The organism is uncultured Massilia sp., assembly GCF_913773735.1.
In the GTDB taxonomy this organism is placed as follows: domain Bacteria; phylum Pseudomonadota; class Gammaproteobacteria; order Burkholderiales; family Burkholderiaceae_D; genus Telluria.
Genome location: NZ_CAJYEB010000023.1, coordinates 79510 through 102247 on the forward strand (window position 1 = coordinate 79510; position 22738 = coordinate 102247).

Below are 22738 nucleotides of genomic sequence, written 5' to 3' on the forward strand. Positions count from 1 at the left end.
CGACGATGGGCATGACCAGGATGCGATTGTAATGCGTTTGCGCTCCCGTTTCCGTTTTCATTTCAGCATCATTCCCTTCGTCGTCACGCTGGCACTGGTCGTCCTGGGCATCGCCCTGGGCAACTGGCAGGCGCGCCGCGCCGCGGAAAAGACGGCGCTGCAGGCCCGGCTGGCCGAGCGCGGCGCCATGGCGCCGCTGCGGCTCGGGCCGGCCACGGCCATCGCCGACCCCGGCGCCGTCGAGTACCGCCGCGTCGTCGTCACCGGCCGCTTCGTTCCCGGCTGGCCCGTCTACCTCGACAACCGTCCCTTCGAAGGCCGCAGCGGGTTCGTTTTGCTGATGCCGTTTACAATAGCGGCGTCGAACCGCCACGTGCTGGTGGCGCGCGGCTGGCTGCCGCGCGATCCCGGCGCCCACGACCGCGTGCCGCGGGTGCCCACGCTGGCCGGCGAGCAGACCATCGAAGGCATCGCGGTGCTGCGCCCGGCGCGCGTCATGCAGCTCGGGACGCCCGCGCCGCTCGCCCCGGGCGCCATCGTGCAGAACCTGGACCCGGCCGGCTTCGCCCGCGCGAGCGGCCTGGACGTGCTGCCGCTGCTGGTCGAGCAGACCGGCGCGCGCCCCGAGGGCATGGGGGACGATGGCTTGGTACGGCAATGGCCCGCCCCGGCCGTCGACGTGGACCGCCACCGGGGCTACGCCTTCCAGTGGTATGCGCTGGCGGCGATGGCGTTCGTATTTTTCGTGATCACAGGATTCCGACGTGGAAGCAGACAAGACCGCTGATGCCCTACCGGCCACCGCCGCCCCCGCCGACCCGGCGATGCAGAAACGCGGCCGCCGCATGCTGTGGCTGGTGCTGCTGGTGTGCGCCTCGCCGCTGCTCGCGTCCTACTTCACCTATTACGTGCTCAAGCCGGAAAAGCGCAACAACTACGGGGCGCTGGTCGACCAGCGCGCCCATCCGGTGCCCGCCGGCCTGGGCACGACGACGCTGGACGGCCGTCCGCAGGCGCTGGCCGGGTTCAAGGGCAAGTGGGTGATGCTGATGACGGCCCCGGGCGCCTGCGCCGAGGCCTGCCGGAAGCAGCTGTTCACCATGCGCCAGCTGCGCCTGATGCAGGGCAAGGAGATGGACCGCATCGAGCGCGTCTGGCTGATCACCGACCGCGCGCCGCTGGAGACGCTCGTCATCCGCGAGTTCGACGGCACCCACATGCTGCGCGCCGACCCCGCCGCGGTGCAAGGCTGGCTGCCGGTCGACGCCGGCACCGGCACGGACGACCACATCTACCTGATCGACCCGCTCGGCCACCTGATGATGCGCTTTCCGCGGGATCCGGAACCGCGCAAGGTCTACAAGGACATCTACAAACTGCTGAAGGCGTCGTCCGTCGGCTGAATCCCATGCAAGCTTCCCACCTCGTCCAACTCCTGGTCCACGGCCTGCTCGTGGCCTGCATCCCGCTGTCCATGGTGTGGATGTCGTCCGACCCGCACAAGTACCGCAAGCTGGTCTGGATCATCGCCTTCTTCACCTTCGACCTGATCGTGTTCGGCGGCTTCACCCGCCTGACCGATTCGGGCCTGGGCTGCCCCGACTGGCCCGGCTGCTACGGCCTGGCCAACCCGTTCCTGGCGCACGAGCACATCGCCGCCGCCGAGGAACTCATGCCGACCGGCCCCGTCACCGTCGCCAAGGCCTGGATCGAGATGATCCACCGCTATCTCGCCATGGGCATCGGCGTGCTGATCATGGCCTTGACGATCACGTCCTGGATCCAGTGGCGCCGTTCGCGCGCGCAGGCCTTCCACCCGGCGCTGCCGACCGTGCTGTTCCTGTGGGTGTGCGTGCAGGGCGCGTTCGGCGCCTGGACCGTCACGCTGAAGCTGCAGCCGGTCATCGTCACCCTGCACCTGCTGTTCGGGATGACGCTGCTGGCCCTGGTCGTGTGGATGGGCGGGCGCGAGGACAACCTGCTCAAGCCGCCGCCGCCGGCCGCCGCGCCGGCCGCGCTGCGGCGCCTGCGCCCGCTGGCGTGGCTGTCCGCCGCCGTGCTGCTGGTCCAGCTCGCGCTGGGCGGGTGGGTGAGCACCAACTACGCCACGCTGGCCTGCAGCGATTTCCCCTTGTGTAACGGGCAGGTGATCCCGGAGATGGACTTCGAACACGGCTTCACGCTGTGGCGCGAACTCGGCAAGACGGCCGCCGGGCACTACCTGCCTTTTTCGGCGCTGACGGCGATCCACTGGGTGCACCGCAACTTCGCCATCGTCGTCGTGCTGGTGCTGGGCTGGACCGCCTGGCGCGCCTGGAGGCTGCCGGGCCTGCACGGCACGGCGCGCAACCTGGCGCTGCTGCTTGCCGCCCAGGCAACGACCGGCATCGCCACCGTGTTCCTGGATTTCCCGCTCGCGATCGCGGTGTTGCACAACGCCGGCGCGGCCGCGCTCGTGCTGCTGGTGACCGTGTTAAACTACAAGGTACAGTATCAACTCGACCCGGTGCGGATGAGTCCGCCGAGCCCACGCAGCCCGGCCCCCGCGCCCGCGAGCCATTCATGATTACCCACACCGCCACCCACAAACCGCTGCCCAACCGGATCGCCCAGTACTGGGCGCTCACCAAGCCGCGCGTCACCCAGCTCGCCGTCTTCTGCGCCGTCATCGGCATGTTCCTGGCCACCGACGGCTTCCCCGGCTGGCACGTGCTGTTCTGGGGCACGCTCGGCATCTGGCTGCTGGCCGGCGCCGCCTTCGCCGTCAACTGCCTGATCGAGGCCGAGGTCGACGCCCGCATGGCCCGCACCGCGCGCCGCGCCACCGCCATGGGCGCGCTGTCCACCACGCAGACGCTGGTGTTCTCGGCCGCCATCGGCGGCGCCGGCATGGGCGTGCTGTACGCCATGGTCAATCCGCTCACGATGTGGCTGACCTTCGTCACCTTCGTCGGCTATGCGCTGATCTACACCGTGCTGCTCAAGCCGAACACCCCGCAGAACATCGTCATCGGCGGCCTGTCCGGCGCGATGCCGCCGGCGCTGGGCTGGGCGGCCGTCGCCGGCACGGTGCCGATGGAAGCCTGGCTGCTGGTGCTGATCATCTTCGTCTGGACGCCGCCGCACTTCTGGGCGCTGGCGATGTACCGGCGCGACGACTACGTGCGCTCCGGCCTGCCCATGCTGCCGGTCACGCACGGCATGGCCCATACCGGCCTGCAGGTCTGGCTGTACTCGATCGCGCTGGCCGCCTGCACGCTGTTCCCGTTCGCGGTGGGCATGAGCGGCATCGTCTACCTGGCCTGCGCCATCGCCCTGAACGCCGTGTTCCTGCGCTACGGCTGGCTGATCCACAAGCACTACAGCGACCGCATCGCGCGCAAGGCCTTCGCCTGGTCCGTGGTCTACCTGGCGCTGCTGTTCGCGGCCCTGCTGGTCGACCACTACGTGAAGCCCTACCTGAATTTCTGACGATGACACGATCCCTGACCGCCGCCTCGGCCGCCATCGCGCTGGCCGCTGCCTTGGCCACCGCCCTGGCCACCTCGCTGGCCGCCTGCGACAAGCTGCCGGGCCGGCCGCCGGCCTTCCAGAACACCGACGTCACCGGCCTGGACTACGCCAAGGACTTCTCGCTGACCGACCACCACGGCAAGCCGCGTACCCTGGCCGACTACAAGGGCAAGGTCGTGGTGGTGTTCTTCGGCTATACCCAATGCCCGGACGTGTGCCCGACCACGATGGCCGAGATGGCCAGCGCGATGCAGAAACTCGGCCCGCAGGCCGACCAGGTGCAGGTGGCCTTCATCACCCTCGACCCCGAGCGCGACACGCAGGAACTGCTGGCGTCCTATGCGCCGGCCTTCGACAAGCGCTTCGTGGGCCTGCGCGGCTCGCCCGAGCAGACCGCCAGGGTGGCCAAGGAATTCAAGGTGTTCTACTCGAAGGTGCCGGGCACGGAGCCGGGCAGCTACACGATCGACCACACGGCCGGCAGCTACGTGTTCGACCGCGAGGGCAGGCTGCGCCTGTTCATCCGCCACGGCCAGCCGGCCGACGCCATCGTGCACGACATCCGTCAGCTATTATCCTGACATCGACAACGTCAGGGTGAACGGGCGGCATGGACCAACGACCAGGAAGGAACTACACCCGCGCCGCCGCCGTCATCCTGCTGGCCATCGGCTGCCTCTACGTCCTGCGTCCCTTCCTGGCCGCGATCCTGTTCGCGGCCGCCGTCGTCATCTCTTCCTGGCCCCTGTACCAGAGGCTGCTGCGCCGCATGCATGGCCGCCGCACCCTGGCCGCCCTGTGCATGACGCTGTCGCTCACGCTGCTGGTCATCATCCCGCTGGCGCTGGTCGCCTGGAACCTCGCCGACAACATCGGCAGCGCCTTCGAGCAGCTGCGCGACGCGCTCGGCCACGGCGAACTGCTGCCGCCCGCCTGGATCCGCGACATCCCGCTGGTCGGCGAACAGGTCGACCTGTATCTGCGCCAGCTCGTCGCCAGCCGCGAGCGCATGCTGGAACTGGCGCGGCGCATGCTGGAACCGGCGCGCCACACCCTGCTGGCGGGCGGCCTGATGCTCGGCACGGGCGTCGTGCAGATGAGCCTTGCCGCCTTCGTCAGCTTCTTCTTCTACCGCGACGGCAATGCCCTGATGACCGTGATCGGCGCCGCCATGCGCCGCATCATGGACGAGGAGGCGCAGGCCGTCACCGAGATCGTCAGCCAGACCGTGCGCGGCGTGATGTACGGCCTGCTCGGCACGGCGCTGGCCCAGGCGCTGGTGGCGGCGCTGGGGTTCGCCATCGCCGGCGTGCCGGCCGTGCTGCTGCTGTCGGTGCTGGTGTTCGTGTCCTCGCTGATCCCGGTCGGCCCGCCCGTGATCTGGGGCGGGGCCGCCGTCTGGCTGTTCTCGCAGGGCCAGACCGGCTGGGGCATCTTCATGCTGGTGTGGGGCTTCTTCGGCATCAGCGGCGTCGACAACGTGGTGCGGCCTATGCTGATCAGCCGCGGCTCCAGCCTGCCGTTCCTGCTGACGCTATTGGGCGTGCTGGGCGGCGTGATCGCCTTCGGCTTCATCGGCCTGTTCATCGGGCCGACGCTGCTGGCGGTGGGGTATTCGCTGCTGAGCGGGTGGACCCATACCAGGGATCCGATCGTGAAGCAGAAGGGGGGCGGACTGTAGGCCGGGGACCGTCGTGTTCAGGCGCCGGGCCGCGCGAACGGCGCGATGGCGGGCGCCGGCGCCGCGCCGGGTGCTGCCGGCGACGCCGGAAACCAGCGCGCGCGCAGGCGCATGCACGGTGTCTCGACCAGCCGGTACAGCAGCCAGCCGCCGAGGATGCCCAGTCCCATGACCGCGAGGATCGCCGCCGGCGCCTCCGGATCGATGCCGAGCCGGCCGAGCGGGGCGCGCAGCGCCATGAACACGGGCTTGTGCACTAGGTAGACGGCATACGACCACAGTGCCAGGCTGGCCGCGCCGGGAATGCGCACGCGGTTCAGCAGGCAGTGCGGGGCGAGGGCGGCGCCGACCAGCAGCGCGAAGCTCATGGCCACCAGCGAAAAGCCGAACGCCGTCACGGCGAACTCGCCCGGCAGCATCCGGTGCATGCAGGCCAGCAGCCCGACGGCGCCGGCCAGGCCCGCCGCGAGAAGGGCGTTGGCGTGGCGCAGGAGGCTTGTGAAGCGCGCGCGGTGGAAGTGCTTGAGCATGGCCAGCGCGACCCCGGGCAGCAGCTCGTCGAAGCGGCAGGCGCTGGCGTAGTACACCTCGGCCGCCTGGAAATGGTGGCCATGGCGCAGCCAGGCCATGCCGCGCACCGTCATGCCCAGGGCGATCGCCCCGAGCAGCACGCACCAGGCCAGGCGCAGGGAGCGCGTGCGCGCCAGCGCCAGCACGGCCAGCGGCAGCACCACGTAGAACTGTTCCTCGATGCACAGCGACCAGGAATGGGTGAAGGTCTGGCCGTAGGCGAGCCCGAAGTTCTGGGTGAAGGTGAGGAACTGCCACAGCGGCGCCGCGCCCGACCCCGCGAACGGCGCCTGCGGGAACAGCAGGTAGACGGCCAGCACGGCGTAGTAGTTGGGCAGCGTGCGCAGCAGGCGGCGCGCGAAGAAGGTTGTCAGGCCGGGCGCTTCGCCGAGCGCGACCGGCGCCAGCAACTGGTTGCCGATCAGGTAGCCGCTCAGCACGAAGAACAGGTCGACGCCGGCCCAGCCCACCTGGCCGAGCACGCCGAACGTCGGGCCGCGGCTGACGAAGCTGGCGTAGTGGGACATCAGGACCAGCAGGATGGCGCAGGCACGCAGGGTGTCCAGGCCGGCGAGGCGTTGGTTGTCGTGGTGGCGCATCAGGCAGGCGTCGACAGGGAGATCGGGATGGTCGCGGTGCGCCGCGCCAGCGCGTCGGCCAGCGCCGGCATGTAGGTGCGGCTGGCGCGCAGCAGGGTGCCGTCGCGCAGGCGCAGCAGGGCGTCGCGGTTGGTCAGGGCGCGCAGCTCGGCCACCATGTCCAGGCGCACGATGGTGGAACGGTGCACGCGCTGGAACTGCGCGGGATCCAGGCGCTGCGCGAGCGCGTGCAGGCGCTCGCGCACGAGGAACGCCTTGGCGCCGGCGTGCAGCGTCGCGTAGTCGCCGTCGGCCTCGATGTGTTCGACGTCGGCGGCGTCGACGATCACCGTGCGGTTGCCGGCGCGGACCGTGAAGGAGCGCGTCCATTGCGGCGCGGCCGCGCTTGCCGCGCGGCGCCAGGGGAAGGCGTGGCGCGCGCGTTCCAACGCTTCGTCCAGGCGTTCGTCGTCGATCGGCTTGAGCAGGTAGTCCAGCGCCGCCAGCTCGAACGCCTGCAGGGCGTAGCCGTCGTAGGCCGTCAGCAGGATCGCCATCGGCCGGGCCGCGCGCGGCAGCGCCGCCAGCACCTCCAGGCCGCTCCTGCCGGGCATCTCGACGTCGACGAACACCAGGTCCGCGTGCGCGGTGGCCAGGCCGGCGGCGGCGCTGTCGCCGTCGCCGTATTCGGCCACCACCTCGAAGCCGGGCCGGCGCGCCAGGCGCGTGCGCACCGCCAGCCGGGCCAGCGGTTCGTCGTCGACGAGGGCCACGCGGATCATGCGGCCACCGGGGTCAAGGGGAAGGCGATGCGCACGCCGAAGCGGCCGTCGGCGCGCCAGCCGGCATCGACCTGCTGGTCGTCGCCGTACAGGCGGCGCAGGCGCTCGGCCACGTTGGCCAGGCCGATGCCGCCGCTGCTGCTGCCGCCCATGGCGTCGGCCCGGTCCGCCTGCCTGCCGTCGTTGCTGACGTCGACCAGCAGGCGCCGCCCCTCGCGCTCGACGCGGATGTCGACCCGGCCGGGCTGCGCCAGCGGGGCGATGCCGTGGCGGATCGCGTTTTCCACCAGCGGCTGCAGCATCAGGTAGGGCACGGCGGCGTCCAGCAGGTCGGGGCCGGCCTTCATCGTCAGCTGCAGCCGGTCGCCGAGCCGCGCCTTCTCGATGTCGAGGTAGGCCTCGGTCAGCGCCAGTTCCTCGGCCAGCGCGTGCTCGTGGCGGCCGTCGTGCGCCAGCGTGGCGCGCAGGAAGTCGGACACGCGTCCGATCATGCGGTTGGCGTCGCGGTTGGCGCCGTCCGCCACCAGCGCCGAGATGGCGTTCAGGGTGTTGAACAGGAAGTGGGGGTTGACCTGCAGGCGCAGGGCGCGCAGCTCGGCCTCGCGCGCCGCGCGCTGCGCCTCGGCCAGTTGAAGCCGCGCATGCTGCAGCGACAGGTAGTACATCATGACCGCGTGCAGCGCGCAGAACACCAGCAGCGCCAGCCAGCAGCCGTCCAGGCCGACCGTCAGCTCGTTCCAGCGGTAGCCCTGCTCGAGGCCCAGGCCGATCGCCAGGCGTTGGCCCAGCAGGCTGTTCAGCACCGACATCGCATAGGTGGCCGCCAGCAGCGCCAGCCCGGTGGCGGGCCAGGAGGCGTCGCGCCGCCACAGCAGCCGCTGCAGCAGCGCCAGCGGCACGGTCCAGGCCATGCAGGCCACGATGTAGAGGCCGCGGAACAGCGGCGCATGGCCGTGGCCGAGGGCCGGCAGGCCCAGGATCGCCATGCAGGCGAACACCGACAGGGCGGCGAGGACGGGGACGAACGGCGACGCGGGTGCTTTCACGGGGTGTCCTGGAGGGCGGCGGTCCCTGGATTCTAGCCGTTCAGCGGCCGATGGAGAACAGCATCGAGTTGATCTTCCAGCCGTCTTCCGTGCGCACCATCTGCCACGATTCGGCGCCGCGGTTGCTCACCTTGCCGTCGGAGAGGAAATCGAAATCGAAGTACACCGAGGCCACGGCGCCGTTGGTATCGATGCGCACGTCGTAGAAGCGCTCCTCGACCGGCTTCCTGCCGTCCTGGATCATGGCGGCGAAGTCGCGCCAGCTCGACTTGTGCACCTTGCGCAGGTTGTCCACCTTCGGCGTGCGCGCCTTCGCTTCGGCCCAGGTCTTCTCGTCCAGCACCGACAGCCAGCTGTCGTGGTCCTGCAGGAACAGGCTGCCCAGCGTCTTGCCGTCGTGGGCGATGATGGCGGCCTGGAATTGCCGGACCACCTGGGCGATGGCGGCGCGGTCGGCCTCGGGGCCGCTGTCGGCATGGGCACGGCCGAGGCAGCAGGCGGCGAGGACGACGGTGGCGAGGCAGCGGGAAGCGTTCATGCGGACTCCGGCGTGAAGTGGAGTCGCCACGGTAGCGGGGGCGTGCCGTGCCGGTCCAGCGCCGCGCGCCGACCCGTGCACGGCATGCGGCGAACCGTTAGCGCAGCACGGCGTCGCTGGACACGATGCGCACGTCGTGCATGCGGTCCAGGTAGGCTTCCAGGTAGGGCTTGTGCGAGGCGCCGACGATGACCAGCGTGCGCCCGCCCGGCCGCAGGCCGATGGCCTCGCGGATGTTGGCCGCCATGCGCAGGTTGCGCGTTTCCCAGTAGCCCACGTACTGGCGCCCGAAGCCCTGTGGCGAACCTTCCTCGAGCGCCGCGCCGAAGTCGCTGTCGTAGGCCAGCCGCGCCTGCCCCGGATCGTTGATGGCGCGGTACAGCGCCATGATGCCGGCGGCGTCGCCGGTGGCGGCGTGCAGGCGCTCGTCGTCGGCCTTGCGGCGCGCGGTGGCCGGATTGTCCCAGGCCTGCATGATGGCGGCGCCGGCCGCCTTCGGGTCGGCGTCGGGCGCGTCGGCCGTATGGTCGTCCATCGCCACCACGCGTTCCAGGCCCAGCGTGGCGGCCAGCGGAGCGGCGATCAGGGTGTCCTCGCTGCGCTTGCCGCGCCCGACGCGCTGGTCGTCGAGCATGGCCACGAGCGTGGCGTCGAGGCCGTCGCCGGCGCGCCGCTCGGCAGCCGGCAGGCGCAGCCATTGCACCAGCGCCGACACCGGTTCGCCGCCGGCCAGGAACAGCGCGGCCAGGCGGCGGCGCCGGGCCGGCGCCGGATCCGCCGGCCAGCCGGCCAGCAGGCGCTCGATCTCGGCGGTGGCGGCCGGCACGTCCAGGCCGGTGGCGGCGCGCGCCGGCGCCGGGTCCCAGCAATACGACTTCACCGTGTCGGCGTAGCGCTGCGGATAGCGGCGCATGACGTCGCACTGCATGCCGGACAGGCGCTCGATGGCGACGATGCGCGGCTTCCAGGCCGCCAGGCGCGCGTTCAGTTCCTGCAGCGCGGCCGGCCGGAATGCGGCCGGCATGTAGGCCAGGTGGGCCGTGCCGAGCACCAGCACCTCGTTCGGCACGCCCTGCGCCGGGCCCTTGAGCGCGCCGGTGTCGAAGATGCGGACCGGTTCCTGGGCGCCGGCGCTTGCCGCGCACAGCATGGCGGCCAATAGAAGGCCGGCGAGGCCCGTGGTTCGTCGTAGCATGTGTGGATCTCCTTTCATGACAGGTCGGACTTCACTCCCCGGCCGCGGCGCGGCGCAGGTTCCACGCATGGCCCGTCCACGCGGCCGCGAGGCCGGCGGCCAGCCAGCCCAGCACCGACACGCGCGTCGCGGTGCCGTGGAAGCCGACCAGGTCGAGCGCCGCCACGTCGCTGGCGTTGACGCTGACGTACAGGCAGAACAGGAACAAGGCGAGAAAGGTGCGCGCGCTGCCGCTGGCGCGGCCGAGCAGGGTGGCCAGCGCCGCCAGCGCGAACAGGCCGGCCAGCAGGGCCCAGGCGCGCAGCGGGTCGTGGACGGCCAGGCGCAGCGCCGCCACGCCGGTGAACATCAGGCCCAGCACCAGCGCGGCGAGAAGCTGGCGCCAGTAGCGCCGCGCGGCGCCGCCGGGCACGGCGGCGCCCAGGCCGGCGCAGGCGCAGTCGCCGTCGCGCGTGGACAGGTCGCTGGCCAAAATGCCCCAGCAGGCGACGGCGGCCAGCGCCAGCGCGGGCAGGCGCGCCACGTCGACGGCCAGCGCCGCCGCCTGCGCCGCCAGCAGCAGCGCGAGCGCCGCCGGCGCCGCCGCCAGCGTCAGCGCGACGTCGGCGAGCGTTTGGCCGGCGATGCCCGGCAGGCGCGCGGCCAGCCCGAACAGCGGCTGCGCCAGCCGCGCCAGCGGGCGCAGCCAGCCGTTGAGCAGCGCCAGCGGCGCGCGGCGCGCGCGGGCGCGTCCCGGCTTCACGCGGTCGGGCGAAAAGCGGTGGAACAGCGGCACGGCGAGCAGCAGCGGCACCACGGCCAGCACGGCGGCCAGGACGCGCGCCAGCACCAGCGGGCCGGTCCACAGCCAGGCGGGCAGGGCGAAGGGAGGCACGGCGCGGTCGAAGGTGGCGATCCCGAGCATCATGTCGTGCGTGTCGACGTGGGCGGCCAGCGCGGCGACGATGGCGCTCATGCCGGTGAAGTCGATGGGCGGCACGGCCGGTGCGTGGGCGACAGCGGCGGCGCCGGCGGTCGTCTCGGCCAGCATGCCGAGCTGCGCGACCCAGCCGAGGAAGAACAGCAGGTCGCCGCCCTTGCCCATCAGCGGCGCCCAGCTGTCGCACAGCACCGCGCAGCTGGCGCAGTACAGCGCCAGCGGGACCAGCACCAGCGCATGGGTCTGCAGGTACACCAGCGGTTCGATCGGCCCTTCGCCGCGCAGCAGGTGGCAGGCCAGGATCGTCAGCAGGAACACGCCCATCAGCGCGAGCAGGTACAGCACGCCGCCGCACCAGCGCGCGGCCAGGAACAGCGCATTGCCGGCCGGACTGGCGCCGATCACGCCGCCGAGTCCGGCGCGCAGGTCCTCGGCCATGCGCCCGCGCAGCAGGAAGAAGCCGGCCAGCCCGAACACCAGCGCCGCCAGCGACGCGCTGCCCAGCGCCAGCGCCGAACTGGTGTAGACCACGCGCGCGCCGGCGACGGCGATCAGGGTGCTGCCGCCGCGCGGGTCGGGGATCATCAGCCAGCCCAGCGCCACCACGGCCAGCAGCACGACCAGCGTCGACAGCCGGCGCAGGCGCTGGCGCGCCTCGGTCAGCGCCAGCGTGCGCAGCAGGTCGACATTCATGCGGCCTCCCGCACCGCGTAGCGCTGCGCCATTAGCGCTTCTTCCAGGCTCGGCTCGGACGGCTGGGCGTCGGCGCAGGGCCTGCCCGGATGGGCGATGCGCAGGGCGAAGCGCTCGCCCTGGCGCAGCGCCTGCAGCACGTGGGTGCTGGCGCGCAGGATAGCGTATTCGGCGGCGTCGACGCTGGCCGACCAGACCTGGCCGCGCGCGCGGCCGAGGATCTCGTCCGGCGTGGCGCAGGCGACCAGGCGGCCGCTCTTCATGATCGCCAGGCGGCCCGCGACGGTCTCGACGTCGGAGACGATGTGGGTCGAGACGATCACCAGCTTGCTGAATCCCAGCTCGGCCAGCAGGTTGCGGAAGCGTAGTCGTTCTTCCGGATCGAGGCCGGCGGTCGGCTCGTCGACGACCAGGATGTCGGGATCGTTGAGCAGGGCCTGGGCGATGCCCAGGCGGCGCAGCATGCCGCCCGAGAAGGTGCTGGCCATGCGCTGCGCCTGCTCGTGCAGGTTCACCAGTTCGAGCAGGCGGCGGATGCGCGCATCGTCGCGCACGCCCTTGAGCGCGGCGAAGTAGCGCATGAATTCGAGCGCCGAGACGTTGCGGTAGACGCCGAAGTCCTGCGGCAGGTAGCCCAGGCGGCGCCGGATCGCGTCGGGCCGCTTGACGATGTCGGCGCCGTCGAACAGGATGCGCCCGCCGGTCGGCCGGGCCAGCGTGGCGATCATCTGCATCAGCGTGGTCTTGCCGGCGCCGTTGTGGCCGATCAGGCCGACGACGCCGGGTTCCAGGCGCAGCGAGACGCCGGCGACGGCGGTGACCTGCTTGCCGAAGGTCTTGGTGACGTCCTGCAGTTCCAGCATGGCGATGCTCCGTACGGTGGCGATGACGCTACTGTACGACGTTGCGGCGCGCCTGGCCCGCGCCGTGCGACGGGCTGCGCGTTTGGCGGGATGAACGGAACGCCGGAGCGGAAAATCAGCGCACCGCGCCCGCGTCGAAATGCGGATTCTCGATCAGCCCGAGCACGTTGCCGAACGGGTCCTTCAACTCCGCCACGCGGATGCCGTCGCCCACGTCCTGCACGGCCTCGTGCTCGGTCGCGCCCAGCTCCACGATGCGCGCGACCTCGGCCTCGATGTCGTCCACGCCCCAGTACACCACCGAGCCGGTGGTGCCGGGCGTGCCGTCCGGGACCAGGCCGAGCTCGAAGCCGCCGATCGCGAAACCGACGTAGAACGGCTGGTCGAAATAGGGGGCGGTGCCGAACGCCTCGGCGAACCAGGCCTTGGCGCGTTCCAGGTCGGCGACGGGGTACTTCACGGTGCGTAATCCCTTGATCATGGCGGTCTCCTGTGGACAGTGAAAACCCCATGATGCCACTGCGCCGTGGCGGCGTATTGGAAAAATGGAAGATGCCGGATGCGTCGCCCCGTCGTCCCGGCGCGGGCCGGGGCGACGGGGTGGCGTGCTTACTTCGGCTTGACGAACTTGAGCGTCATGCGGTCGCTCTCGCCGATGGCCAGGTACTTGTCGCGGTCGACGTCCTTGTTGGCCAGCGTCGGCGGCAGGGTCCACACGCCTTTCGGATAGTCGGCCGTGTCCTTCGGGTTGGCGTTGATCTCGGACTTGCCGGCCAGCTTGAAGCCGACGCTCTCGGCCATCTTGATGACGTAGGCTTCGTGCACGTAGCCGCCGGTGGAACCGGCCGCGCGCGCCGCCGGCAGGCGGTGGTCCTCGAAGCCGAGCACGCCGCCCGGCTTGACCACCTTGTAGATCTCGGCCAGGGTCTTCTTCAGGCTGTCGTCGCCGTCGGCCATCCAGTTGTGCAGGTTGCGGAAGGTGACCACCATGTCGACGCTGTCCGGCGCCGCGATGTCGTAGGCGCGCGGCGGCTCGAACACGCCGCGCTGGACCTTGCCGAACATGGCCGGGTTCGACGCCAGCTTCTTCGTCAGGTTGTCGGCGTAGCGCTTCGCGCCCGCGTTGGGCGAGTCGGGCGATTCGCCGGCCACGATCAGCTTGCCCTTGTCGCGCAGGTAGGGCGCCAGGATCTCGGTGTACCAGCCGCCGCCCGGCGCCAGCTCGACCACGGTCATGGTCGGCTTGATGCCGAAGAAGGTCAGCGTCTCGTACGGGTGGCGCGCCGGATCGCGCGCGGCGTTGGCCGGCGTGCGCTCCTTGCTGGCGATGGCCGCCTTCAGGGCGTCGTCGGCGTGCGCCGCCGGCATCGTTGCGGCGGCCACGGCGAGGGCCAGGATCAGTCGTTTCATGTATCGGTCTCCCCATCGGTTTTTGGTGGGAGGATGATCGGGCAGCATGCCGGGCCGGTCAAGCGAATTCGTCCCCGGCGCGCACGCGCTTGTAGTAGATGGTGGTCGCGCACGGCGCCCCGTCCGGCAGCAGCGCGTAGTCCGGCACGCTGCCCACGCGCTGCCAGCCGAGGCGTTCGTACAGGCGCTCGGCCGCCGCGTTCGCGGTGTCCAGCACCAGCACGCGCTTGCCCTGGGCGCGCGCCGCGTCCTCCACCGCCTCCATCAGGCGCCGGCCGATGCCGGCGCCGCGCGCGCCCGGGCGCACCAGCAGCTTGGCGACGTCGGCGCGGTGCGGCTGGTTCTCGGGCAGGTCCGTGACCAGCTGCACGGTGCCGGCGATGCCGTGCTCGTCCTCGGCGACGAGCAGCGTGCGCGCGCCGCGCGCGACGCCGGCGGCCACGTCCTGCCAGAAGCGCTGCGCCGTCGCGGGGGCGATCGGCAGCATGAAGCTGACCGAGGCGCCGCCTTCGACGCAGTCGATCAGCACGCGCGCCAGCTGTCCGATGCGGGCGGCGGCTTCGCCGGCGTCGAGGCGGCGTATGGCGAGGTCCTGGCTCATGGTTGTCTCCGCGAAGATGGGTGCGATGGGGATGCCAACGCCACGAGGTAGCGCGCCGGGGCGTCGGTGCGGTTGTGGTAGGCGATCGGCCGGTCCAGGCGCATGGCCAGGCAGTCGCCGGCTGCCAGCGTCCAGGTGTCGTCGCCGACGGTCACGGTCATCGTGCCCTCGATGATCCACACCTGCTGGTGCACGTCGACGTCGCGCGCGGCGGTCTCGTAGGCGACGCGCTGGCCCGGCGGGAATGCGACCTCCACCAGCTGCAGCGGCGCCGGCAGCGCGGGCGACAGGTTGCGGCGCACGTAGCCGGAGCCGGGATCGGTCCACACCGGCTGCTCGGCCGCGCGCGACACCGGCGAGGGCGCATCGGCCGGCCGTTCGAACAGCGAGGCGACCGTGACGCCGAGGGCGGCGCTCAGCTTGTCCAGCACGGTGGCGGTGGCGCTGCTCTCGCCGCGCTCGATCAGCGAGATGTTGGAGCGGCTGACGCCGCTGCGTTCGGCCAGCGCGGCCAGCGACAGGCCGCTGGCGTCGCGCAGCGTGCGCACGCGTCGGGCGATGAGGGCATTGATATCCATGCCATCCAGTATAGTGGATTATTTCGTCTTGTAAACTGGATTTCGTCGTTCAGGCGGCGAAGTCGGCCGGCGTGTCGCCGGACAGCAGGCGGAATTCGTGGATCAGGTGCGACTGGTCGTAGTAGCCGCATGCGGCGGCGAGGTGCGCCCAGTCGATGCGCCCGCCCTCGTGCCGGCGCGCCGCGGCGCCGGCGTGGCGGAAGCGGCTGACCATCGCATAGGTCTTGGCGTTCAGGCCGACGCGTTCGCGGAACTGCAGCGCCAGGTGCTGGCGCGACACGCCCAGGCTGCGCGCCAGTTCCTCGATGCGGACGGCGCCGTGGGCGGCGTCGATGCGCGCCAGCGCCGCGCGCACCAGCCGCTCGCCCGCCGCCGGGACGTGGGTGCGCAGGCGCGCGAGCAGGGCGTCTTCCAGCGTGGCCAGGCGCTGCGCGCTCGTCCTTTCGCGTTCCCACAGGCTGGCGGCCAGCGCCTCGGCTTCGGCGCGCGGCCACAGCGCGTCCAGCGCGGGATGATCGTCCTGCAGCGTGTGCAGCGGCAGGTCGAGGAAGGCGCGCGCGGCGCCGGGCCGGAAGCGCACGGCGACGGTCAGCAGGGGGCGGTCGGTCTCGAACAGGTGCGGGCGCGACATCATGCCGGCGACGACGCCGAGCGCGGTATCGGCCTGGTCCTGCCACAGGATGTCGATGCAGTTGTCGGGGAGGATGCGGCGGCGCAGCGGGGCGCCTTGCGGGACGGCGTGGCTGGTCCACAGGCAGGCCACGTATGGGGCCAGGGCGGGGTGGGGCGGGTATTCGCGGTAGGCGTGCATGCCCTACCTACGTCGCCCCGGCGCAGGCCGGGGCCGAATTTGCGCGCATTGCTGCAGCGCTGGAAACATCCGGCCCCGGCCTGCGCCGGGGCGACGAGGTTGGCCGGGGCGTCGAGGTTGGCCGGGGCGACGGCGTTCAGTCGAGATCATCCTCGTCCGCTCCCCTTGCCAGCTGCGGAATCACCTTCACCAGCAGGATGCGCGGGCCGCTGGTCTTCTTGACCACCACGTCGAACTTCGGGAACTCGATGCGCTGGCCCTGCTTGGGGATGTCGCCCAGCTTGGCCATCAGGAGGCCGCCGACCGACTCGACCTCGTCCAGCCCCATTTCCTCGTTGTTGATGTCGATGCCCAGCACGCGTTCGAGCGAGACGATCGGCAGGCTGGCCTTGCCGATGTAGGTGCCGTCGCCCTGGCTGATCCAGTCGTTCTCGTTGAGGCGGAATTCGTCGCGGATCTCGCCGACGATGGCGCCCAGCAGGTTGTCGAGCGTGATGAAGCCGACCGGGCGCTTGCCTTTCTCGCCGATCAGCGCGAAGTGCGGCGCGCCGCCGCGGAAGCGCCGGAACAGCTCGATCGCCGGGGTGCGCGCCGAATAGGTCTCCACCGGGCGCAGGTAGGGCGCGAGGTCGGTGATCTCCTTGCCCGCCTGCTCGGCGAAGAACAGGTCCTTCAGGTGGATCACGCCCAGCACTTCCTCGCCCTCTTCGTCGAAATACGGATAGCGCGAGAAGCGGTTGCGGCGCATCGTCTCCAGGTTCGACGCCAGGCTGCGGTTGGCGTACAGGGCGCTGACCTCGTTGATCGGGCGCATCAGGTCGGACACGGTGCGCTGGCCGAATTCCAGCGACTGCGCCAGGATGTGGCGCTCGTCGTGGGTGAAGCGTTCGTTCGAGGTACTGGTGTTGGTGCGCAGGATCAGCTTCAGTTCCTCGTTCGAGTAATGGGTCTCGTGCCCGCCCACGCCGGACAGGCCGGCGATGCGCAGCACCAGGTTGGCGCTGCCGTTGAGCAGCCAGATGGCCGGGTACATCGCCCAGTAGAAGCCGTACAGCGGGACGGCGCTCCACAGGCCCACCGCTTCCGGCACGCGGATCGCCAGCGACTTCGGCGCCAGCTCGCCCACGACGATGTGCAGGAAGGAGATCACGCTGAAGGCGACCACGAAGGAGATGCCGTGGATGAGCTTTTCGCTGGTCACGCCGACGATGGCGAACACGGGTTCCAGCAGGCTGGCGAAGGCGGGTTCGCCGACCCAGCCCAGGCCCAGCGAGGCCAGCGTGATGCCGAGCTGGCAGGCGGACAGGTAGGCGTCCAGCTGGCTGTGGACCTTGTACAGGATGCGGCCGCGCAGGCCGCCGGTTTTCGCGATCGCGCGCACGCGCGTTTTGCGCAGCGTGACGATGCCGAATTCGGCCGCCACGAAGAAGCCGTTCAATGCCACCAGGAACAGGGCCAGAACGACGAACAAGACGTTTTGCATGACAGGTCGTAAGGGACCGCGTTAGCGGGTTTCGGGGTCCCGATGGTTAATAAAGAGGCAAAGCCTGGATGCCATTGTACCGTTCAAGCCGCCGCGCGCACCGCTTTTTGTGCGGCATCGAGGATCGCCTCCACGGCCGGGTGCTTGATCTTGCGGTCGTTCGAGATCGCGAAGAACTGCTCGCGCACGCCTTCCACCTGACCCACGCGGCCGGCGCCGAACTGCTCGGCGACTTCCTGTTCCAGCGCGGCGGGCGCGAAGAACAGGCCCAGGGCGCGCCGGCCGAAGGTGTTGAGCAGGGCGTTGTCCTCGAATTCGCCGACCACGTCCGGATGCGCGTGGTGCTGCAGGAACCATTCGTCGATCTTGCCGCGCAGCGCGTTGTTGCGCGCCGGGAGCAGGAACGGCGCGCCGCCCAGGTTGGCGGGAAAGCCGTCGCGGTAGCGCTCGACCAGGCTGGGCGCGCCCATCACCACCATCTCGCTGTCGAACAGGCGGTGGCTGAATACCCGGATCGCGCTGCCGGACGGCACCTCGCGGTCGGTCAGCACGACGTCCAGCTTGTGCAGCGCCAGGTCGGCCAGCAGGGCCTCGAACTGGTCTTCGTAGCACACCACGTGCACCTTGCGGTCGGGAATGCGCATCGCCGGCTCCAGCATGCGGTAGGCCGACAGCTTGGGCAGCGAATCGGAGATGCCCACCGTCAGGCGGATGCGTCCGCTGTCGGCCTCGTTCAGCGCATCCTGCATCTGCTCGCCCAGCAGGAAGATCTGGTCGGCATAGCTGAGCGCCGTGCGTCCGGCCTCCGTCAGCACCAGGCGCCGGCCCTGCTGGGTGAACAGCGTCTTGCCCAGCGACTGTTCCAGCAGCGTCAACTGGGAACTGATGGTCTGCACCGCCAGGTGCAGGCGCTCGGCGGCGCGCGTGATGCCGCCTTCCTTGGCCACGACCCAGAAATAATACAGGTGGCGGAAGTTGATGTCGTTTTTCATGACGCCTTCGATCCTTAGATTTTTCCGAAGTAATTCTCATATTATCTTCGCTTTTTTGATTTGTTGCATGGTTCTACACTGCACTTCATCAACAACACATAACGCTACGGGGTGACGAGAACATGAAGTATTTCCGGTGGTCATTCATCATCACCGCCCTGTGCCTGTTCGGCTCGGGCTGGTGGGGCTACGAACACGGCGGCTTGTCCGGCATGGTCACGGCGATCGGCATCGCGTCGATCCTGGCGGTCATGGAAGTCTCGCTGTCGTTCGATAACGCGGTCGTGAACGCGTCCGTGCTGAAGAATTGGGACGAGTTCTGGAAGAAGCTGTTCCTGGGCGTCGGCATCATCATCGCCGTGTTCGGCATGCGGCTGCTGTTCCCGCTGGTGATCGTCGCGGTGGCGGCGGACCTGGGCCTGGCGGACGTGTGGAAGCTGGCGCTGGAGAATCCGAAGGCCTATTCGCAGCACCTGACCAACCACCACGCGGAAGTGGCGGCATTCGGCGGCATGTTCCTGCTGCTGGTGTTCCTGAACTTCCTGTTCGACGACGAGAAGGAACACCACTGGCTGGGCCACTTCGAGCAGAAGCTGGGTTCGCTCGGCAAGGTGTCCTCGATCGCCGTGATGATCGCGATCGGCGCCCTGATGGCGGCCCTGAGCCTGGTGCCGGAAGCGCAGAAGATGATCGTCCTGATCTCGGGCCTGTGGGGCATCCTGGTCTACGTCGGCGTGGACGTGCTGTCGAACCTGCTCGAGAAATCGGAAGAGGGCGGCGGCGAGGTCGGCGAGATGGTCAAGCGCGGCGGTATCGGCGGTTTCCTGTACCTGGAAGTGCTGGATGCGTCGTTCAGCTTCGACGGCGTGATCGGCGCCTTCGCGATCACCAACGACGTCGTGATCATCATGCTGGGCCTGGCCATCGGCGCGATGTTCGTCCGTTCGCTGACGGTGTACCTGGTGGAAAAGGGCACGCTCGACCAGTTCGTCTACCTGGAGCACGGCGCGCACTATGCGATCGGCATCCTGGCGCTGATCATGCTGGCGAGCATGAAGTTCCACGTACCGGAACTCATTACCGGCCTGGCTGGTGTAGCCTTCATCGGCGCCTCGGTGTGGTCGTCGATCCGCTACCGCAAGCAGCAGGAGGCACTGGGTTCGAGCAATAAAGCAGTGGCCCACGCAGAGTAAAGCAGTGCGTCGGCGTGGCGCCCGGTAGGGTGGACGGGTTCCCCGTCCACGCGTTCAACCAGCGCAATCGGTCGGAAGCGAAAACAGAACCTGCGGCGAACGGCCGAACACCAGTTCCCCGCACGAGGCAGCAAAAGGTGTTCAACACAGCAGCATCCATTCATACATTGAAGGAGATACACATCATGGCAATCAGCTTGCAAAAAGGCGGCAACGTCAACCTGTCGAAGGAAGCGCCGGGCCTGTCCAACCTGAAACTGGGCCTGGGCTGGGACGTGCGCGCCACCGACGGCGCCGCATTCGACCTGGACGCGGTGGCATTCCTGCTGGACCAGTCGGGCAAGGTGCGTTCGGATGCCGACTTCATCTTCTACAACAACGCCAAGTCGAGCGACGGCTCGGTCCAGCACTCGGGCGACAACCGCACCGGCGAAGGCGAGGGCGACGACGAATCGCTGAGCGTGGACCTGGGCAAGGTCCCGGCCGACGTCGACCGCATCGCGCTGGCCGTGACGATCCACGACGGCGAGACCCGCCGCCAGAACTTCGGCATGGTCGGCAAGGCCTTCATCCGCTGCATCAACGCCGCCAACAACAGCGAGATCGCCCGCTTCGACCTGTCGGAAGACGGCTCGACGGAGTCGGCCATGATCTTCGGCGAGGTGTATCGTAATGGCGCGGACTGGAAGTTCCGCGCAGTCGGCCAGGGCTTCAACGGAGGCCTCGGCCCCCTCGCCAAGAATTACGGCGTCAACGTCTGAGAAGACATTATCTGCCGCCGCGCCGGGTGCGCGGCGGCAGCCTGAAAGGAAGCCAAGCAATGCCAGTATTTACCGTGACCGGGGACATCGATCCTTTCCTCCACGTGTCCATGAAGCGCGGAGAGACCATCTACTGCGAATCGGATGCGATGGTGATGATGGAATCGACACTCGACCTCAAGGGCAAGATGAAGGGCGGCCTGGGCAGTGCGCTGATGCGCACCTTCGCCAACGGCGAATCCTTCTTCCAGCAGCACATCGAAGCGGTGCGCGGCGACGGCGACTGCCTGCTGTCGCCCACGCTGCCGGGCGCGATGCAGGTGGTCGATTGCGGACCGCGCCAGTACATCATCAGCGACGGCGCCTTCGTCGCGGCCAGCTCCGGCGTGGACCTGCGGGTGCGCACCCAGAGCCTGGGCAACGCGCTGTTCGCCCAGAGCGGCGGCTTCTTCGTGACCGAGACCTCGGGCACGGGGCAGGTCGTGGTGTCCGGCTTCGGCTCGATGAACGAACTGGAAGTGGAACCGGGCAAGGACGCGATCATCGACAACTCGCACGTGGTGGCCTGGGACAGCACCCTGCACTACGAGGTCTCGATCACGACCGGCACCAGCGGCGGCTTCCTGGGCAACCTGATCAACAGCCAGACCAGCGGCGAAGGCATCGTCCTGCGCTTCTCCGGTCGCGGCAAGATTTACGTCTGTTCGCGCAACCGCACCGCATTCAAGGCATGGATGCAGGCGCCGGGCAAGTAACAGGCACCAAACACTAGGAGGCAAGCATGAGCGTCAATCTGCAAAAGGGACAAAAGATTTCGCTGGACAAGGAAGCCGGCGGCGCGCTGTCGCGCATCACCATGGGACTCGGCTGGGACGTCGCCAAGAGCAAGGGCTTCTTCGGCTTCGGCGGCGGCAAGGGCGATCCGGTGGACCTCGACGCGTCGGTGGTGATGTTCGACGAAGCGAACCGTCCGATCGACGTGGTCTGGTTCCGCCAGCTCAAGAGCCGCGACGGCAGCGTCGTCCACACGGGCGACAACCGCACCGGCGCGGGCGACGGCGACGACGAGCAGATCAACGTCGACCTGAACGCGGTGCCGGCCAACGTCAAGGCGCTGGTGTTCACCGTGAACAGCTTCACCGGCCAGAACTTCTCGACCGTGGAAAACGCCTACTGCCGCATCGTCAACGCCGGCAACCAGCAGGAAATCGCGCGCTACGACCTGTCCGTGCAGGGCTCGCACACGGCCCAGATCATGGCCAAGCTGTACCGCCACAGCGGCGAGTGGAAGATGCACGCGATCGGCGAGAACGGCAGCGGCCGCACCTTCGACGACCTGATGCCGCTGATCGTGCCGCACGTATAAGCGCAACCCTTTCCTGTCTCCTCAGGAACACCCCGCGGATGTGTCGTCTTCGCGGTTTGTAGTGGGCGGCTTGGCGCCCACGCCCTTTAACGGCCCTTCGGGGCCGTCTTTTTTTGCCTGTCGGCACCCCTGCGACCGGCGATCGCGCAAATGGGCATCATGGACCGGACCCCACGAACAAGGAGAAGGACATGAAGCTGGAGAATGGCCGGGTAGTGATCATGGGCGCGTCGAGCGGCATCGGTGCCGCGACGGCGCTCGCCTTCGCCAGGCACGGCGCGCACCTCGTGCTGGGCGCGCGCGGCAGGGAAGGGCTGGACGACATCGCGCGGCGCTGCGCGCAGGCCGGCGCCCGGGTGGAGATCGGCGTCGTCGACGGCACCGATGCGGCCGCCGTCGCCGCGTTCGCCCGCGAAGCGCGCGCGGCGCTCGGCGGCATCGACCTGTGGTTCAGCAACATCGGGATCGGCGTGGTCGGCAAGTACCAGGACGTGCCGCTCGACGACCACCGCCGCGTGGTCGAGGCCAACCTGGTCAGCCACATGCACGACGCCCACGCCGTGCTGCCGGTGTTCCTGGAACAGGGCCACGGCATCTGGGTCAACATGATCTCGCTGGGCGGCTTCGTCGCCTCGCCCTACGCGGCGGCGTACTCGGCCAGCAAGTTCGGCCTGCGCGGCTTCAGCGAGGCGCTGCGCGGCGAACTCTACAGGCATCCGCGCATCCACGTCTGCGACGTGTACCCGACCTTCGTCGACACCCCCGGCTTCAGCCATGCGGGCAACTACACCGGCGCGCGGCTGTCGTATCCGCCCGGCGTGATCGCGCCGGAACGGGTGGCCCGGGCCGTCGTCCGGCTGGCGCAGCGGCCGCGCGACACGACCGTCGTCGGCGCGCCGGCGAGCGTGCCCAGGCTGATGGAGATGGCCACGCCGTTCGCCACGCGCATGATGGGCCGCTTCATGGACAAGTGGGCGCAGCGCGCCGCGCCCGCTTCCGACACCACCGGCACCATGTACGCGCCGCCGGAGGCGCCGAGCGGCATCCACGGCGGCCAACGGCGTCCCGATGCGCAGCGCCATGCGGCGCTGGTGGCGGGGGTGGCGGCGCTGGGCCTGGCGCTCGGGGCGGGGTGGTGGCAGCGGCGCTCGACCGAGTGAGGTAA

25 protein-coding genes are annotated in these 22738 nt (G+C 69.6%); 11 read left to right on the top strand and 14 right to left on the bottom strand.

What is annotated here, in order from left to right; translation table 11 throughout:
- Nucleotides 1–31 precede the first annotated feature (31 nt).
- Genes QZ749_RS10095 through QZ749_RS10120 form a run of 6 tightly spaced genes read left to right on the top strand, consistent with a single transcriptional unit; the run spans nucleotide 32 to nucleotide 5194 of the window.
- Nucleotides 32–787, top strand: a complete 756-nt coding sequence (locus QZ749_RS10095) for an SURF1 family protein (protein WP_296946124.1) — start codon at nucleotides 32–34, stop codon at nucleotides 785–787.
- A gap of 37 nt (nucleotides 788–824) precedes the next feature.
- Nucleotides 825–1403, top strand: a complete 579-nt coding sequence (locus QZ749_RS10100; RefSeq protein ID WP_296947136.1) for a cytochrome C oxidase subunit I — start codon at nucleotides 825–827, stop codon at nucleotides 1401–1403.
- A 5-nt stretch (nucleotides 1404–1408) separates the two neighbouring features.
- On the top strand, nucleotides 1409–2566 hold the full coding sequence (locus tag QZ749_RS10105) for a heme A synthase (RefSeq protein WP_296946126.1): 1158 nt from the start codon (nucleotides 1409–1411) through the stop codon (nucleotides 2564–2566).
- Nucleotides 2563–3471, top strand: a complete 909-nt coding sequence (gene cyoE / locus QZ749_RS10110) for a heme o synthase (RefSeq protein WP_296946129.1) — start codon at nucleotides 2563–2565, stop codon at nucleotides 3469–3471. Before QZ749_RS10105 ends, cyoE begins: the two co-directional genes overlap by 4 nt.
- 2 nt (nucleotides 3472–3473) lie before the next feature.
- Nucleotides 3474–4094: an SCO family protein gene (locus QZ749_RS10115; RefSeq protein WP_296946130.1), complete on the top strand. Its 621-nt coding sequence runs from the start codon at nucleotides 3474–3476 to the stop codon at nucleotides 4092–4094.
- A 29-nt stretch (nucleotides 4095–4123) separates the two neighbouring features.
- Nucleotides 4124–5194: an AI-2E family transporter gene (locus QZ749_RS10120; RefSeq protein WP_296946132.1), complete on the top strand. Its 1071-nt coding sequence runs from the start codon at nucleotides 4124–4126 to the stop codon at nucleotides 5192–5194.
- 17 nt (nucleotides 5195–5211) lie between these two features.
- On the opposite strand, the gene QZ749_RS10125 is transcribed toward QZ749_RS10120, so the two are convergent.
- The 14 genes from QZ749_RS10125 to nhaR all read right to left on the bottom strand — a co-directional run bounded on the left by QZ749_RS10125 (nucleotide 5212) and on the right by nhaR (nucleotide 18253).
- Nucleotides 5212–6363 (bottom strand): acyltransferase, encoded by a 1152-nt coding sequence (locus QZ749_RS10125; RefSeq protein WP_296946135.1) that lies wholly within the window; start codon nucleotides 6361–6363, stop codon nucleotides 5212–5214.
- Nucleotides 6363–7124, bottom strand: a complete 762-nt coding sequence (locus QZ749_RS10130) for a LytTR family DNA-binding domain-containing protein (protein WP_296946136.1) — start codon at nucleotides 7122–7124, stop codon at nucleotides 6363–6365. The genes QZ749_RS10125 and QZ749_RS10130 overlap by 1 nt, the downstream gene beginning before the upstream one ends.
- On the bottom strand, nucleotides 7121–8170 hold the full coding sequence (locus QZ749_RS10135; protein ID WP_296946138.1) for a sensor histidine kinase: 1050 nt from the start codon (nucleotides 8168–8170) through the stop codon (nucleotides 7121–7123). The genes QZ749_RS10130 and QZ749_RS10135 overlap by 4 nt, the downstream gene beginning before the upstream one ends.
- A 40-nt stretch (nucleotides 8171–8210) precedes the next feature.
- On the bottom strand, nucleotides 8211–8708 hold the full coding sequence (locus QZ749_RS10140; protein WP_296946139.1) for a nuclear transport factor 2 family protein: 498 nt from the start codon (nucleotides 8706–8708) through the stop codon (nucleotides 8211–8213).
- Between the two features lie 97 nt (nucleotides 8709–8805).
- Entirely contained in the window at nucleotides 8806–9903 is a 1098-nt protein-coding gene (locus QZ749_RS10145; protein ID WP_296946141.1) for a DUF5694 domain-containing protein, read from the bottom strand.
- 31 nt (nucleotides 9904–9934) lie between these two features.
- Nucleotides 9935–11515, bottom strand: a complete 1581-nt coding sequence (locus QZ749_RS10150; protein WP_296946143.1) for a hypothetical protein — start codon at nucleotides 11513–11515, stop codon at nucleotides 9935–9937.
- Nucleotides 11512–12378: an ABC transporter ATP-binding protein gene (locus QZ749_RS10155; protein WP_296946145.1), complete on the bottom strand. Its 867-nt coding sequence runs from the start codon at nucleotides 12376–12378 to the stop codon at nucleotides 11512–11514. Before QZ749_RS10155 ends, QZ749_RS10150 begins: the two co-directional genes overlap by 4 nt.
- A gap of 115 nt (nucleotides 12379–12493) precedes the next feature.
- A complete protein-coding gene (locus QZ749_RS10160; RefSeq protein WP_296946147.1) occupies nucleotides 12494–12859 on the bottom strand; it encodes a VOC family protein in 366 nt (121 codons plus the stop codon).
- A 128-nt stretch (nucleotides 12860–12987) separates the two neighbouring features.
- Entirely contained in the window at nucleotides 12988–13788 is an 801-nt protein-coding gene (locus QZ749_RS10165) for a class I SAM-dependent methyltransferase (protein ID WP_296946149.1), read from the bottom strand.
- Between the two features lie 58 nt (nucleotides 13789–13846).
- Nucleotides 13847–14389, bottom strand: a complete 543-nt coding sequence (locus QZ749_RS10170; protein ID WP_296946150.1) for a GNAT family N-acetyltransferase — start codon at nucleotides 14387–14389, stop codon at nucleotides 13847–13849.
- The gene (locus QZ749_RS10175) at nucleotides 14386–14967 is read right to left on the bottom strand and encodes an XRE family transcriptional regulator (protein WP_296946152.1); all 582 of its coding nucleotides are present in this window, start codon (nucleotides 14965–14967) and stop codon (nucleotides 14386–14388) included. The genes QZ749_RS10170 and QZ749_RS10175 overlap by 4 nt, the downstream gene beginning before the upstream one ends.
- A 49-nt stretch (nucleotides 14968–15016) precedes the next feature.
- Nucleotides 15017–15778 carry an AraC family transcriptional regulator gene (locus QZ749_RS10180; protein ID WP_296946154.1) on the bottom strand — a complete coding sequence of 254 codons (762 nt, stop codon included), beginning with the start codon at nucleotides 15776–15778 and terminating at the stop codon, nucleotides 15017–15019.
- 136 nt (nucleotides 15779–15914) lie between these two features.
- Nucleotides 15915–17261, bottom strand: coding sequence for a hemolysin family protein (locus tag QZ749_RS10185; protein ID WP_296946156.1), 1347 nt, complete (start codon nucleotides 17259–17261; stop codon nucleotides 15915–15917).
- Between the two features lie 83 nt (nucleotides 17262–17344).
- Complete coding sequence (nhaR, locus tag QZ749_RS10190) at nucleotides 17345–18253, bottom strand: transcriptional activator NhaR (protein WP_296946158.1); 909 nt, start codon at nucleotides 18251–18253, stop codon at nucleotides 17345–17347.
- A gap of 122 nt (nucleotides 18254–18375) precedes the next feature.
- Between nhaR and QZ749_RS10195 the strand changes: the two genes are divergently transcribed.
- From QZ749_RS10195 to QZ749_RS10215, 5 genes are all read left to right on the top strand, one after another.
- A complete protein-coding gene (locus QZ749_RS10195; protein ID WP_296946160.1) occupies nucleotides 18376–19446 on the top strand; it encodes a DUF475 domain-containing protein in 1071 nt (356 codons plus the stop codon).
- 185 nt (nucleotides 19447–19631) lie between these two features.
- On the top strand, nucleotides 19632–20207 hold the full coding sequence (locus QZ749_RS10200) for a TerD family protein (RefSeq protein WP_296946162.1): 576 nt from the start codon (nucleotides 19632–19634) through the stop codon (nucleotides 20205–20207).
- A gap of 59 nt (nucleotides 20208–20266) precedes the next feature.
- Nucleotides 20267–20962 carry a TIGR00266 family protein gene (locus QZ749_RS10205; RefSeq protein ID WP_296946164.1) on the top strand — a complete coding sequence of 232 codons (696 nt, stop codon included), beginning with the start codon at nucleotides 20267–20269 and terminating at the stop codon, nucleotides 20960–20962.
- 26 nt (nucleotides 20963–20988) lie between these two features.
- Nucleotides 20989–21573, top strand: coding sequence for a TerD family protein (locus QZ749_RS10210; protein ID WP_296946166.1), 585 nt, complete (start codon nucleotides 20989–20991; stop codon nucleotides 21571–21573).
- Between the two features lie 191 nt (nucleotides 21574–21764).
- Nucleotides 21765–22733, top strand: a complete 969-nt coding sequence (locus QZ749_RS10215; protein ID WP_296946168.1) for an SDR family oxidoreductase — start codon at nucleotides 21765–21767, stop codon at nucleotides 22731–22733.
- Nucleotides 22734–22738: the final 5 nt, after the last annotated feature.

Bases quoted from the DNA above. Each gene is read 5' to 3' on its own strand.
- QZ749_RS10125 (WP_296946135.1), bottom strand. From the start codon at position 6,363: ATGCGCCACCACGACAACCAACGCCTCGCCGGCCTGGACACCCTGCGT.
- QZ749_RS10150 (WP_296946143.1), bottom strand. From the start codon at position 11,515: ATGAATGTCGACCTGCTGCGCACGCTGGCGCTGACCGAGGCGCGCCAG.
- cyoE (WP_296946129.1), top strand. From the start codon at position 2,563: ATGATTACCCACACCGCCACCCACAAACCGCTGCCCAACCGGATCGCC.
- QZ749_RS10105 (WP_296946126.1), top strand. From the start codon at position 1,409: ATGCAAGCTTCCCACCTCGTCCAACTCCTGGTCCACGGCCTGCTCGTG.
- QZ749_RS10145 (WP_296946141.1), bottom strand. From the start codon at position 9,903: ATGCTACGACGAACCACGGGCCTCGCCGGCCTTCTATTGGCCGCCATG.
- QZ749_RS10170 (WP_296946150.1), bottom strand. From the start codon at position 14,389: ATGAGCCAGGACCTCGCCATACGCCGCCTCGACGCCGGCGAAGCCGCC.
- QZ749_RS10210 (WP_296946166.1), top strand. From the start codon at position 20,989: ATGAGCGTCAATCTGCAAAAGGGACAAAAGATTTCGCTGGACAAGGAA.
- QZ749_RS10155 (WP_296946145.1), bottom strand. From the start codon at position 12,378: ATGCTGGAACTGCAGGACGTCACCAAGACCTTCGGCAAGCAGGTCACC.
- QZ749_RS10095 (WP_296946124.1), top strand. From the start codon at position 32: ATGCGTTTGCGCTCCCGTTTCCGTTTTCATTTCAGCATCATTCCCTTC.
- QZ749_RS10120 (WP_296946132.1), top strand. From the start codon at position 4,124: ATGGACCAACGACCAGGAAGGAACTACACCCGCGCCGCCGCCGTCATC.
- QZ749_RS10175 (WP_296946152.1), bottom strand. From the start codon at position 14,967: ATGGATATCAATGCCCTCATCGCCCGACGCGTGCGCACGCTGCGCGAC.
- QZ749_RS10205 (WP_296946164.1), top strand. From the start codon at position 20,267: ATGCCAGTATTTACCGTGACCGGGGACATCGATCCTTTCCTCCACGTG.
- QZ749_RS10165 (WP_296946149.1), bottom strand. From the start codon at position 13,788: ATGAAACGACTGATCCTGGCCCTCGCCGTGGCCGCCGCAACGATGCCG.
- QZ749_RS10130 (WP_296946136.1), bottom strand. From the start codon at position 7,124: ATGATCCGCGTGGCCCTCGTCGACGACGAACCGCTGGCCCGGCTGGCG.
- QZ749_RS10180 (WP_296946154.1), bottom strand. From the start codon at position 15,778: ATGCACGCCTACCGCGAATACCCGCCCCACCCCGCCCTGGCCCCATAC.
- QZ749_RS10100 (WP_296947136.1), top strand. From the start codon at position 825: ATGCAGAAACGCGGCCGCCGCATGCTGTGGCTGGTGCTGCTGGTGTGC.
- QZ749_RS10140 (WP_296946139.1), bottom strand. From the start codon at position 8,708: ATGAACGCTTCCCGCTGCCTCGCCACCGTCGTCCTCGCCGCCTGCTGC.
- nhaR (WP_296946158.1), bottom strand. From the start codon at position 18,253: ATGAAAAACGACATCAACTTCCGCCACCTGTATTATTTCTGGGTCGTG.
- QZ749_RS10195 (WP_296946160.1), top strand. From the start codon at position 18,376: ATGAAGTATTTCCGGTGGTCATTCATCATCACCGCCCTGTGCCTGTTC.
- QZ749_RS10115 (WP_296946130.1), top strand. From the start codon at position 3,474: ATGACACGATCCCTGACCGCCGCCTCGGCCGCCATCGCGCTGGCCGCT.
- QZ749_RS10185 (WP_296946156.1), bottom strand. From the start codon at position 17,261: ATGCAAAACGTCTTGTTCGTCGTTCTGGCCCTGTTCCTGGTGGCATTG.
- QZ749_RS10215 (WP_296946168.1), top strand. From the start codon at position 21,765: ATGAAGCTGGAGAATGGCCGGGTAGTGATCATGGGCGCGTCGAGCGGC.
- QZ749_RS10200 (WP_296946162.1), top strand. From the start codon at position 19,632: ATGGCAATCAGCTTGCAAAAAGGCGGCAACGTCAACCTGTCGAAGGAA.
- QZ749_RS10160 (WP_296946147.1), bottom strand. From the start codon at position 12,859: ATGATCAAGGGATTACGCACCGTGAAGTACCCCGTCGCCGACCTGGAA.